Origin of the sequence: Paenibacillus amylolyticus (assembly GCF_001570725.1) — a bacterium.
GTDB classification, from domain to species: Bacteria; Bacillota; Bacilli; order Paenibacillales; family Paenibacillaceae; genus Paenibacillus; species Paenibacillus amylolyticus_A.
In genome coordinates, this window is record NZ_BCNV01000001.1 from 1,737,360 (window position 1) to 1,750,405 (window position 13,046).

Below are 13,046 nucleotides of genomic sequence, written 5' to 3' on the forward strand. Positions count from 1 at the left end.
TTTCATGTGATTTGTCTGGGGAATACGGATGTATCTGTTACATTTGCTTAAAAAACCTTAACGCTGCAAACTTTTCCCGTTACTGCTGATGACTTCTTTGTACCAATGGAAGGATTTCTTACGGTAACGTTCAAGTGTTCCTGACCCATCATCATGACGATCAACATAGATATAGCCATAACGTTTTTTCAACTGGGCAGAAGACGCACTGACAACATCAATACAACCCCATGATGTATATCCCATGATCTCCACGCCATCTTTAATGGCTTCGCCAACCTGAACCAGATGATCATTCAAATACTGGATGCGGTAGTCATCTTCGACGGTTTTCTCGCCGTCCGCACCCGTGATCAACTCATCGACAGCGCCGAGACCATTTTCTACAATAAACAGTGGTTTTTGATAACGGTCATAGAACATATTAAGCACATAACGCAATCCTTGCGGGTCGATCTGCCATCCCCATTCACTTGCAGGCAGGTAAGGGTTAGGTACACCACCAAGCAGGTTACCTTCTCCTGCGACTTGTTTCTCCGGGTCTGCTGTCTGACAGATACTCATGTAATAACTGAAAGAGATGAAGTCTACTGTATTAAGCAGCATTTCCTCGTCGCCAGCTTCCATCTGAATCTCGATCCCATTTTCCTGGAAGTAGCGTTTCATATAACCAGGGTAGCGACCTCTTACATGCACATCACCGAAGAAATAGTTGCTATGCTCGAATTCCATGACTTTGATCATATCGTCTGGATTCGGTGTCAGCGGGTAAGTCGGCATGCTGAGCATCATACAACCAATCTGTGCCGTAGGAATAATCTCATGACAGAGCTTCACAGCAGAAGCACTGGCTACAAACTCATGATGGATCGCCTGATACAGATCTTGCTTGCTAAGCTTCTCCTTCGGCGTATAAATACCACCGCTCATGAATGGTGCTTCGAGAATGGAGTTGATTTCGTTAAAAGTAAGCCAATATTTCACTTTGTTCTTATACCGTTTGAATACGGCAGTTACATAACGTTCATAGAATCCAACCATTTTCCGGTTAACCCAGCCGTCGTATTCTTTGGACAGGTGAAGTGGTGTCTCATAGTGGGACAGTGTAACCAGCGGTTCGATCCCGTATTTGTGACACTCGTCAAACAGATCATCGTAGAATTGCAGACCTTCTTCATTCGGTTCCAACTCATCACCTTTCGGGAAAATCCGGGACCAGGCGATGGAAGTACGGAATACTTTGAAGCCCATCTCGGCAAACAGTTTCACATCTTCCTTATAGCGATGATACAGATCGATACCGATCAGTTTCATGTTATCCTCAGTAGGTTCTTCTGTGATTGGCCCCATGATGCCTTTGGGAGCTACGTCCTGAGTAGACAGGCCTTTGCCGCCTTGATTGTATGCACCTTCAGCCTGGTTGGCTGCAATTGCGCCACCCCAAAGGAAATTTTCCGGGAATTGATAGGTTTGATTTTGAGAGTTAATCATGTGTATCGCTCCATTCATCAAATTGATTTTAAGATGATTCATGTATGACATAAAAAAGCTTAAACGTTGTAACGGGTTACACGTCAAGTTTTACTTTTGACCCCAAATTAAGGCATACTATTATTCTAAATAAGTTCAACTAAAATTTACACGAAAACGGAGAGGACAGAAATAACCAGAAGAAGCGAAGCGGTCGCCTGAAAGCTCTCTGAAAGAAAGCTACATCGGAAGCATACGCTATCCTCGGATTTTCCCAATTAGATAAGGGAATGAAAAAATCTGGGGATAACAGCGATCGGAAGGTTGTTCTGTCATCGAAGTGCCAGTGTAAATAATCTTAGTTGAACTTATATAGTTCGTTAGCAAGAAGGGAGTCTCCGATGTCCAAGTTTGATGAAATTATGAAGCGGTCCGGTTACTCAAAAGCGACCGTGTCACGCGTGATTAATCATTCTCCGCATGTTAGTGATGAAGCAAGACAGATCATAACGGATATTATGAAACAGTTGAATTATATTCCCAACCGAAATGCGGTATCGTTATCTACCGGGCAGACCAAGCAGATTGGAATTGTGACATCTACCACAGGTGAGATCATTCTTACGTTCATGAATCAATTCATTGATACAGCCATGGATTTTGGATTTCAGACGATTATCTATACATCCCGTGGAGATCGGGATATTGAATTACAGGCTTTCGAAGATCTGCGTAGCAAACGAGTGGATGGACTCGTTATTATTGCTTGTGTCAATGATCCTCGGAAATTAAAGGCTTATATGGAGTATGGGCCCATTGTCTCCTGGCAGCGAATGGGGAATGACGAGATTCCGTCTGTTGCGATGGATCAGGCAGAAGGGTATAAGTTAGCTCTAGAGCATCTGGTATCAAAAGGATACACCCGAATTGCGAATGCATTTGGTAGAGCTGAAAGTTTGAATACCCAGAGCCGCCGTAAAGCCTATGAATCTTTCATGAAGAGTAGAGGGTTGCAGGTGTGGACTGAAGCATATCAATATTCCGTATTTAGCTCCTCCGATGGCGAAGAAGCGATGCGGAGAATGGCTGAGGGACCAGAACTTCCACAGGCCGTATTATGTTCGAATGATTATGCAGCCATAGGCATTCTGAGTGAAGCACGCAGACAAAATATACAGGTACCGGAACAACTCGCCATTGTGGGGTTTGATGATATAGAGCTTTCCCGTGTTCTCGGAATCACGACTATACACAATCCGATTGCGGAGCAAGCCACCCAGGCTTTCCATCAATTGTGGGCCGTATTGGGTAAAACAGAGTTGAAGACGGAGCAGCTGACATACCATCTGATTGAGCGTGAGACGACTTGAATCCATAAGACCTGATGTGGAAATATGGTTTTATGGATTCAATAATTATTCAAATTTGAAGCATCTTCGAAACAAATTCATACGTTATACTGAAGGTGGGCTTCAGAACGACATATCTGAACGGAGATGTGGCGTGAAGTTTTCTTATCATGTTACAAGTTACATATTTCACAAACGATTAGCGGGAAAGGTGAGAATGGACTTTATGAAGACAGTGACAGGCCGATTCAGAATTGCGGGCATATGGGAGGGCGTATCCTTACTTCTATTGATTTTTATTGCTATGCCTCTGAAATATTTTGCAGATATCTCTTCCGCTGTAGCCGTAATGGGCATGATTCATGGTATTTTGTTTCCTTTATACCTTATTGCACTAGTGCATTTGGCTCTGGTCAAAAAGTGGAAGATAACACGCTGGTTGATGGGTGGACTGGCGGGTCTATTGCCTTTCGGAACTTTCGTATTCGAATCTTATCTTCGGAAGAGAGATTGGAAATAAAATTTAATATGACTAAATGAAAGCAGGCGACTAATTCAGATGTTATCCGAATTGTCGCCTGTTACTTTCTGTACAAGTACTACTTTACAGTACCTTGCTGACGATCGGACAGCAGGCTTACTCCAATATCGCCAGAGGCATTCGACACAGGTGCATACGCCGAGAAGGAAGTAACAACTACCAGGGCTGTGAACAGAAATAAGAATGATTTTTTCATACTATAACCTCTTTCATATGGGGATATATTCCATTTGATTCTAACGCACATAGGCTATACTTGAAAAGAAAAAGTTTAAATGAGCAAGCTATTGAATGACTGAAAGGGTTGAGCTTCAATGAAAGATATTCATGAGTTAACTTCCATAGAAATGGTTGAAGAAGTTATTCAACAACATGAATTGGTTTTTTTGTATGTATCTCGTCCAGAGTGCAGTGTATGTCACGCTTTACTCCCCAAGATCAGGGCTTTGCTTGAACCTTATCCATCAATATACCTGGGTCACATTAATGCTAATGAAGTGGAAGAGGTTGCGTCCAAGTTTCTTATTTTTACCGTTCCAACAATGATCATGCTTGTGGAGCAGAAGAAATATATTCGAGCGGATCGTTTTGTTCGCTTGGAACGTCTGGAAGAGCAACTGCAACAGATCCACTCCATGTATAAACAGGATGGGGAATAGAAAGCTAAAGCTTCATGAACGGCGGCTCATACATGAGCCGTTTTTTTGCGCCCGCAGTGGCCTATAGCTATGAATAAAGTACATGATGCCTGAACTCGCAAATTAAAGTGTTGCCATGAAAACGGTTTTATGATAATTTAAACATTATAAAAACGTTTTTATAGCAAAGGAACAAAATCTATGGCAAAAATAACGATTAAAGATGTAGCAAGGGAAGCGGGCGTATCCATATCGACGGTTTCCAACGCCTTGAATGGTGTAGATGTCTTGAACCCGGAGACGAAATCGCATGTTCTCAAGGTGGCAGAGCGTTTAAACTATGTGCCCAATCTGAACGGCAAGCTATTGAAGTCCGGTCAAACCAAAATGCTGGGTTTTTTCACCACAAGTGTATCGGGTCCATATTTCTATAAGCTGGTGGAGTCGATGTCTCGCGAATGTGATCGGCTTGGGTATGGTTTGAATGTATTTGTGACTAAGGATAAACACGTAATTATGAGTAACATTCTGGGGCGGCGGGTGGATGGTGTCATCATCTACGAAGAGCTTCGGATCGATGAGCAAGATATTATTGCTATGGAGAAAGATAAGATCAAGGCTGTTTTTTTGGATCGGGTCTATCAGAGCGATACGATGGGAAGTGTCATTTTTGACTCGTATGTGGCGGCTTACGAAGCAACCAAGTATTTAATTGGGCTGGGGCACAAGAAAATTGCTTATATTTCGGGTGTGGACACGATGTTTGATAGTGTGCAGCGTAAAGATGGCTATCTGGCGGCTCTGCGTGAATACCAGCTTCCAATCGATGAAGATTACATTATACAAGGGTATTTTGAGGAGGAGAGCACGTATAGTGCTATAAAATCTTTTCTTCACTTGCACCCCGGGAAGCGACCTGATGCATTCCTTGCAGGGAATGACTTGAGTGCCATTGGTTGTATGCATGCGTTGAAATCTGAGGGATTTGAAGTGCCTCAAGACGTTAGTGTCGTGGGTTTCGATGATATCGATATCGCCCAGTATTTTTCCCCACCGCTCACAACGGTAAGAAATCAAATTGCAAGACAGGGTATCCTGGCCATCAATCAACTGGTCGGTATGATCAAGGAGAAAGAACAAGGGGCTGCACAGAAATTGGCGGGTGAGCTGGTGGTGAGAGGTTCAAGCCATGTGAAGATCGACCGGAAAGATTATCGTACATAAGCTGACTCATCTTCTCCGGTCTTTTTTACACAAATAAAAGTAAAGGGGGTTTTTATGTCGAAAAATAAAAACGTTTTTATAAACATGCATGATGGAGGGGAGTAAAAGAACGTGGATAAATTAGCCGTAGAGACATCAACCGGTAAAAATCCGATCAGTCCCAATGGAAAGAAGCCGATCGGACAACGAATCAAAGAATTCATAGTGGATTATCGAAGACAATGGGAGATTCAATCGATGATTATCCCTGGCATTATCTTTATGATTATTTTCTGTTATATCCCGATCTACGGGTTGACGATTGCATTCAAAAATTACACAGTCATTGATACACTGGCTACTGCTCCTTGGGTAGGGCTGGATAATTTCAGAATCATTTTGTCTGACAAATACTTCTGGGATGCAGTGGTGAATACACTGGGGATCAGTTTCTTGAAATTGGGTATAGGGTTCGTCATTCCCATTATTCTCGCGATCATGATCTATGAGTTAAACAGCGGGCGCTTCAAAAAGTTTGTGCAAACGGTTTCATATTTACCTCACTTTCTGTCCTGGATCGTACTGGGGGGAATGCTGATTACCTGGTTTTCCACAACGGGCTTATTTAATCAGTTGTTGCTTAGTCTGGGAGTGATCTCGCAACCGCAGAACATCTTACTGGATGCAGGCAAGTATTGGTGGATTGCTACGTTATCGGATATTTGGAAAGAAGCAGGTTGGGGAACGATTCTGTATCTGGCGATCATGGCGAAGATTGATCCTACGTATTATGAAGCTGCCAAAATTGATGGTGCAAGCCGTCTTAGACAGATATGGAATATCACATTGCCTAACATGAGATCAATCATCAGTTTAAATTTGATTCTAACTGTAAGCGGTTTATTAGGGTCCAATCTGGATCAGACACTGGTTCTCATGAACTCCCAGAACCGCGACAAAGCGGAAGTCATTAACTCGTACGTCTATCGTATGGGGATGTCTCAGGGTGACTTTTCATATGCAACGGCCGTTGGCTTGGGTGTGTCCATCATCTCTGTCATTCTACTCGTCACGGCAAACAAAATCACAAGCAAATTAAACGATAATCAATCTGTGTTGTAGAAGGAGGCATCCCGCGTGAATGGAAAGGTGGCAAAAGAAGATCTCGATAGTCGGATCTTTGATACCTTAAATATAATTTTGTTAATCATCTGTACGGTCGTTATCCTGGTTCCGCTCTGGAATGTCATCATCTCTTCATTTAGTTCAGGCAAAGCGCTGGCGGAAGGTGGATTCATCTTCTGGTCACCGGAATTCTCGCTGGAGAATTACAGAGCTGTATTCAACGATCAGGGCATCTGGCAGGCCTTCTTCATATCTGTGTCCAAAACAACGATTGGCGTTGTTACACATGTGTTCTTCTGTGCCATGGTTGGTTACGGTCTGAGCAAAAAGTACATAAGAGGCCGTAAATTATACGTTGCCATGGGTGTCATCACCATGTTCTTCTCCGGTGGCATGATCCCAACATACCTGTTAATTAAATCACTCGGATTGTTAAACAGCTTCTGGGTGTACATTATTCCGGCGTTGTTCAGCTTCTATGATGTCGTGATTCTGATGAATTTCTTCCGGAATGTCCCGGATTCGCTGGAAGAGTCGGCCAAAATTGACGGCGCAGGGGATTGGCATATTTTCCTGAAAATCTTCATTCCACTCTCCATGCCTGCCATGGCGACGATTGCGCTATTTAATGGGGTGGGGCAATGGAACGACTTCATGACGACCAAGTTATATATTACCGATCAGTCACTGTATCCACTCCAGATGATGTTGTATGAGATTATCGTGCAGTCCCAGACCCAATCTATGCAAAATGTCGGGGGTTCCGCTGTTATTGAAACAACAACCAAAGGCGTACAGTTAGCCACGATTGTCATAACCACGCTACCTATCGTGCTGATCTATCCCATCGTTCAGAGATACTTTATCTCGGGAATGATGCTGGGTGCGGTCAAGGAATAGGAGCAACAAATACCCCATTTTGAGGAGGAACAAAAATATGATGAAGTTGAATAAGGTATCAGGCAAAAAAGGGATTAAATTGCTCGCAACACTGCTCACAGCCGTACTTATGATTACAGGTTGTAGTGGTGGATCGGGTGGCTCCAGTGAAGGGAACTGGGTATCCATTGAAGATCGTTATACGGTCGACCCGGAAAAGCCAACTTGGCAGTTGGATAAAAAGGAAGAGGCTACCGACCTGACATGGTACGTCAATGCGGACTGGTGGAACACTGATTTTGGCAAGGACATTGTTACCAAGAAAATCAAAGAGGATTTGAACATCAATATTAAATTCATCACGGGTGATGATACCAAGTTAAACACCTTTTTCGCCGGAGGAGATATGCCTGACTTGTTGACGGTGTTTGACTCGAATTCTCCAGTGGTGCAAAAAGCTGCAACCTGGGCTATGCCGCTGAATGATCTGGCGGAGAAATACGATCCTTACTTCAATAAAGTTGCGGCTGCCGATACATTGAACTGGTTCCAATTGGCGGATGGTAAAACCTATGGTTACCCGAACTATTCCAATACACAAGAGGATTATGATAGCGGTAACATTCCTGCCAAAACGGCATTTATCATTCGTAAAGATGTGTACGAAGCTTTGGGTAGTCCGGTCATAGGAACGCCAGAGCAATTCCAGAGTGTGATGAAACGAATTAAGCAAGAGTTCCCTGCGCTGATTCCGTTTGGATTCAACTCCATTGGTGAAGGAACAGGTTCACTAGGGGATACGTTACAAGATTTCATAGGTGTTCCGTTAGAGACCGAATCAGGAGAATTCTATGATCGCAATCTGGATGAAGATTACCTCACGTGGTTGAAAACATTGAACACCGTGTATAGAGACGGCAATATCAGTGATGACAGTTTTGCCGATGATGGAACCGCTTTTGAGGAAAAAGTGAAGTCCGGTAAATATGCGACCATGCTGCTTGACGGTACACCTCAACAAGGGGGGAACTTGCAAATCTACATGAGTGCGAATCCAGGCAAAGAATATGTTGCTATCGATGGACCGCAGAGTACCAAAGGTAATGCACCAACATTGAATCAATCCGGAATAACCGGGTGGATGATCAATTTCATTTCCAAAGACTGTAAAGATCCGGCCAAGGCCATTCAGATATTCACATACTTGCTGAGTGAAGAAGGACAGACGCTTATGAATTACGGGATTGAGGGGGAAACCTACCAAACCAAAGCCGACGGTAGTGTAGAACTGCTGCCAACAGTGAAAGACCTGCAACTCAATAATGCGGATCAATTCAAAAAGGATTATCGGATGGGTGAATTTATGTTCTTCGGCCATGACCGCCACAAAGCACTCAGTGCAGATGCTTTTCCGGAAGCGATTAAACAGATGCAGGAGTGGGGCAAAGGCAAGCTGAAACCACACTTCATTCTGGAGAATATTAGTCCGGATCAAGGCACACCTGAAGCCCGTGCGTTGTCGGCGATTAACACCAAGTGGAATACAACACTGGTCAGTATGGTACGTTCCAAGGATGATGCTTCGTATGACAATGCACTAGCTGTTTACAAGTCATTTCTAGGCGAAAACCGCTGGGAAGAGATTGTGAAGGTTCGCAGTGAGAAGATGAAACTGAACAAAGAGAAATTAGGCATTCAATAATAGAAATATGAAGGAGAATCCTATGACTACATTCAAAATGTACAAATCGACGGGAGAGGACGAATTATTTGTCCCCGTATCCTCGGAACAATTAAAACCGCTTGCCTCCGATCTGGAGACAACGACCATTCTTCTGGATGATCAGGTAACGTATCAGGAGATGGACGGATTTGGTGCTTCTTTTACCGATTCTTCTGCCTATTTAATCAACCAAGTCTTGAATGAGGAGCAACGGGATGAGGTCATGACCCGACTATTCCATCCGGAGCAAGGGATCGGGCTGTCCGTCATCCGTAATCCGATGGGGGCTTCAGATTATGCGAGAACGGTATACAGTTATAACGATATGCCAGAACAGCAGACAGACCCGGAATTAACCCAATTCAGCATTGCACATGATGAAGGGGACGTTATTCCTTTAACGCAAAAGGCGTTGGCATTGAATCCTGAACTGAAGCTGTTTGCTTCACCGTGGAGTGCACCCGGCTGGATGAAAACGAGTGGATCGATGATTACCGGACAGTTGAAGGTTGAATGGTATCCTGTTTATGCCGAATATTTTGTGAAGTACATTCAAGCCTATGCAGAGCATGGATTACCGATCCATGCCATCACACCACAGAATGAGGCGCTTTATGAACCGGGGCATTATCCCGGTATGTTGATGCCTGCCGAAGCGCAAGCAGATTTTATCAAAAACCATCTCAAACCAGCCTTCGTCAAAAACGATATTTCTACCAAAATTCTCTGTTACGATCACAACTGGAATCAACCGGTCTATCCCCTGACCGTGTTGGAACAAGCGGGAGAGGAAGTGGATGGAGTGGCCTGGCACTGGTACGGGGGCGATGCTTCTGCTCAAACGAAGGTCTATGAAGCATTTGCAGGCAAAGAAGTGCACTTCACTGAAGGCTCAGGCGGGGAGTGGATACCGCCATTTGAACAGGCCTTCTCCAATGTGATGCGAACGGGAATTCAGATTCTTCGCAATTACAGCAAGTCTTTTGTGCTGTGGAACATGGCACTGGATGAGAACAACGGGCCTACGGTTCCGGGCTTTGGCCGCAGTACGTGCCGTGGGATCGTGCAGGTGAATCAGCAGACGAAGGAGCTTACGTATACACTCGATTATTATGCCCTGGCTCATTTTAGTGCTTTGATCCGTCCAAAGGCTGTTCGCATTGAATCAACGTCCAGTAATGATTCGATCTTTTCTGTGGCGTTCAAAAATATAGACGGTTCCATCGCAGTAGTCCTTTTCAACGATGGAGAAGAGACGGAGAATGTGCAGACTAAGCTGCGAAATGAAGAGCTGTTATGTTTCCAAATGGAAAGCAAAAGTGCCATATCCATTTTAATTGATCCCAACCAGTAAAAAGAGCTGAGCATCAGGGCTTACGTCTTACGTTGTCAGTACCGTTGTTTGTCTCCGGTATTCCGTAGGCGTGAGCCCTGTATGCTTTTTGAATTGCCTGGAGAAATAGTACAAATCACTGAATCCGAGATGCTCGGCGATGGCCGTTATCGTGTTCGGTGTACAGGTGAGCAGTTCCTTGGCTTTATCGATTTTTTTGCCAGTAATGTAGAGGATTGGAGGAACACCGATCTGTTGCTTGAAGAATCGAATGAAATAATTGGGATGCATATAGGCGATCTGAGCCAGATCCTGAACCGAAATATTCTCTTCGATGTTGGAATCGATGTAAGCCAGAATGGCAGACAATTTCTCCATGACAGGCACGTTAATAAAAGAGATCTGATCCAGATCGAGATTCATTATATAGTGGGACAATAACTCGGTCAGTTTGCTCTTGGCCATCATATGGGCATAGACTTCATCGGATTTTGCATATGTCAGAATACTGCTGAAGATTTCCTGAATCAACTCAGGGTGATCTATCGTACAGATGTGCGGGAACTTTAGAATTTGGAACAAATTGATACCCCCAACCTTTGCACTAAAGTGACACCAATATTTGAGAAAAGGACGATCGTTAATTGCAGAGTAGGATTGTTTGATCCCCTCTGGCATTAAGATAAGCTGATTAGGCGTAGGGTAATACTCTTCATTGCCAATCTTGAGCCAACCTTCACCCTCACATATGAAATAAAATTTGCTGTAATCCGGCGTGTAATCCAGATCCCGCCAATCGGTGTCGCACCGATTGTAGTTGACCATAAATAATTCAACTTGCAGATTGGACAGGTAGTTCGTAAGCAAAGTTTGGTGATTCATATTCTTCATCTCCATACAAGGTTAGTATTGTCCATCTAAAAGTTAGTGTTCTGCATGTCTATCCTTCCGCTGTAGAACTACAATACAAGTGCAGACGATAACGGAAGGAATGAGAAAATAGCATGGATAAAAACGAATATTTGCAACAGATCGAAGCAACGATTGCCAAGGGGAAATTCAAGGACAATTGGAGTTCACTTAGCGCATTTCAAGTTCCTGAATGGTACCAGAAGGCGAAATTCGGCATTTTCATCCACTGGGGGCTGTACTCCGTCCCGGCTTATGATAGCGAATGGTATTCGCGAAATATGTATATTCAAGGTTCCAAAGCTTATGAACATCACCTTGCGGTGTACGGACCTCATAAGGAGTTTGGATATAAAGACTTCATTCCGATGTTTCGTGCAGAGAAGTTCGATGCAGATGAATGGGCAACGTTATTTAAACAGGCCGGAGCCAGATATGTTATGCCTGTAGCTGAGCACCACGATGGTTTTCAGATGTACAAGAGCGATATCTCTCACTATAACACATATGAAATGGGCCCCAAACGGGATCTTCTGGGTGAGATGAAGGTTGCTTATGAGAAGCAGGGACTGACCTTATGTGTATCGTCCCACCGTGCCGAGCATTGGTTCTTCATGTCTCACGGGAAGGAATTTGAGTCAGATATTCAGGAGCCCCTGAAGCGCGGTGATTTCTATTGGCCTGCCATGCCGGAACCGGATCATCATGATCTGTATGGTTCGCCTCCAACCGAGGAGTATCTGGAAGACTGGTTGATTCGTTGCTGTGAGCTGGTGGATCAATATCAGCCAAAGGTCTTCTATTTCGATTGGTGGATTCAAACGGTTGCATTCAAACCCTATCTTAAGAAATTCACTGCTTATTATTATAACAAAGGCGAAGAATGGGGCGTGCCTGTAGCGATCAATTATAAACATGAGGCCTATATGTTTGGTAGCGCCGTTCCGGATGTGGAGCGGGGGCAGTTTGCTGAACTCAAGCCCTATTTTTGGCAAACCGATACGGCTGTCGCTAAAAACTCATGGTGTTACACGGAAAATAATAACTATAAATCGGCCGAGGAAATCCTTCGGGATCTCGTGGATATTGTAAGCAAAAACGGAAGCCTGCTGCTGAACATTGGACCCAAAGCAGACGGCAGCATACCGGATGAAGATCGGGACATTCTACTGACCATCGGCAAGTGGCTGGAAGTGAATGGGGAAGCGATCTATGACACGTCATTCTGGCGTACGTTTGGCGAGGGTCCAACAGAGGTGAAGGAAGGGCAATTCACGGATGGGGATACGAAGGTATTTACGAGTGAAGATATACGGTTTACGGTAAAAGAAAGCAGTCTGTACGCGACGGTTCTTGCCTACCCGGATAACGGGGTGATTCACATTAAATCGCTGAAGGAACATTCTCACCATTTTCAAGGCGTTATTCAGGACATTCAGGTCCTTGGGTACGAGGAACAACCGAAATGGGAGAGAACAGCGGAGGCACTGACGATTACTACAACCAACGTGAAGAGTATAGCACCTGTCGTTTTCAAAATTGAATTGGATTAAGAGGGAAAAAGAATCGGTTAAAGAGCCGGTTCTTTTTTTGTTTTTCAGGGTCTGTTTGGACTATTTTTTAATAGGTGTATTTGCGTGAATACGCAAAGTGTAAGGAGAAGTACAAGCGACATGAGACATATAAAAGCATTAAATAGACTTATTTTCTATATTTTTCAATAAAAGTACTTGTATATATCGAATAATGATTCTATACTATACCAAGAAAATCCAATTAAATTCCTAATTGCCTATTATATGTAATTTAAACTGTTTTCTAACTCACTCGAACCACGATCGAAATACATATTGACTACTCCTTAGCAAGCGTTCTG

At 43.8% G+C, this 13,046-nt stretch carries 12 protein-coding genes; 9 read left to right on the forward strand and 3 right to left on the reverse strand.

Annotated features, from left to right (window positions below; genetic code table 11):
- Nucleotides 1–57: 57 nt before the first annotated feature.
- Nucleotides 58–1,491: a glycoside hydrolase family 1 protein gene (locus PAHA3_RS07820; RefSeq protein ID WP_062834220.1), complete on the reverse strand. Its 1,434-nt coding sequence runs from the start codon at nt 1,489–1,491 to the stop codon at nt 58–60.
- Nucleotides 1,492–1,871: 380 nt separating this feature from the next.
- Between PAHA3_RS07820 and PAHA3_RS07825 the strand changes: the two genes are divergently transcribed.
- The gene (locus PAHA3_RS07825; RefSeq protein WP_062834221.1) at nt 1,872–2,840 is read left to right on the forward strand and encodes a LacI family DNA-binding transcriptional regulator; all 969 of its coding nucleotides are present in this window, start codon (nt 1,872–1,874) and stop codon (nt 2,838–2,840) included.
- A gap of 205 nt (nt 2,841–3,045) precedes the next feature.
- Nucleotides 3,046–3,339, forward strand: a complete 294-nt coding sequence (locus PAHA3_RS07830; protein ID WP_036608336.1) for a DUF3817 domain-containing protein — start codon at nt 3,046–3,048, stop codon at nt 3,337–3,339.
- Nucleotides 3,340–3,418: 79 nt separating this feature from the next.
- Here the strand turns inward: PAHA3_RS07830 and PAHA3_RS30380 are convergent, their stop codons facing one another.
- Nucleotides 3,419–3,556, reverse strand: coding sequence for a hypothetical protein (locus tag PAHA3_RS30380; protein WP_167350856.1), 138 nt, complete (start codon nt 3,554–3,556; stop codon nt 3,419–3,421).
- 118 nt (nt 3,557–3,674) lie between these two features.
- On the opposite strand from PAHA3_RS30380, the gene PAHA3_RS07835 reads away from it, so the two are divergent.
- From PAHA3_RS07835 to PAHA3_RS07860, 6 genes are all read left to right on the forward strand, one after another.
- On the forward strand, nt 3,675–4,019 hold the full coding sequence (locus PAHA3_RS07835; protein WP_062834222.1) for a thioredoxin family protein: 345 nt from the start codon (nt 3,675–3,677) through the stop codon (nt 4,017–4,019).
- A gap of 180 nt (nt 4,020–4,199) precedes the next feature.
- Nucleotides 4,200–5,222: a LacI family DNA-binding transcriptional regulator gene (locus PAHA3_RS07840; protein WP_062834223.1), complete on the forward strand. Its 1,023-nt coding sequence runs from the start codon at nt 4,200–4,202 to the stop codon at nt 5,220–5,222.
- Between the two features lie 111 nt (nt 5,223–5,333).
- The gene (locus tag PAHA3_RS07845) at nt 5,334–6,323 is read left to right on the forward strand and encodes an ABC transporter permease (RefSeq protein ID WP_201028075.1); all 990 of its coding nucleotides are present in this window, start codon (nt 5,334–5,336) and stop codon (nt 6,321–6,323) included.
- Nucleotides 6,324–6,338: 15 nt separating this feature from the next.
- Nucleotides 6,339–7,226, forward strand: a complete 888-nt coding sequence (locus PAHA3_RS07850; RefSeq protein WP_062834224.1) for a carbohydrate ABC transporter permease — start codon at nt 6,339–6,341, stop codon at nt 7,224–7,226.
- Between the two features lie 40 nt (nt 7,227–7,266).
- Nucleotides 7,267–8,907, forward strand: a complete 1,641-nt coding sequence (locus PAHA3_RS07855; protein ID WP_062836016.1) for a hypothetical protein — start codon at nt 7,267–7,269, stop codon at nt 8,905–8,907.
- Between the two features lie 22 nt (nt 8,908–8,929).
- Nucleotides 8,930–10,282, forward strand: coding sequence for a glycoside hydrolase family 30 protein (locus tag PAHA3_RS07860; protein ID WP_062834225.1), 1,353 nt, complete (start codon nt 8,930–8,932; stop codon nt 10,280–10,282).
- Nucleotides 10,283–10,309: 27 nt separating this feature from the next.
- Here the strand turns inward: PAHA3_RS07860 and PAHA3_RS07865 are convergent, their stop codons facing one another.
- A complete protein-coding gene (locus tag PAHA3_RS07865; protein WP_062834226.1) occupies nt 10,310–11,143 on the reverse strand; it encodes an AraC family transcriptional regulator in 834 nt (277 codons plus the stop codon).
- Nucleotides 11,144–11,265: 122 nt separating this feature from the next.
- Between PAHA3_RS07865 and PAHA3_RS07870 the strand changes: the two genes are divergently transcribed.
- On the forward strand, nt 11,266–12,723 hold the full coding sequence (locus tag PAHA3_RS07870) for an alpha-L-fucosidase (protein ID WP_062834227.1): 1,458 nt from the start codon (nt 11,266–11,268) through the stop codon (nt 12,721–12,723).
- Nucleotides 12,724–13,046 lie beyond the last annotated feature (323 nt).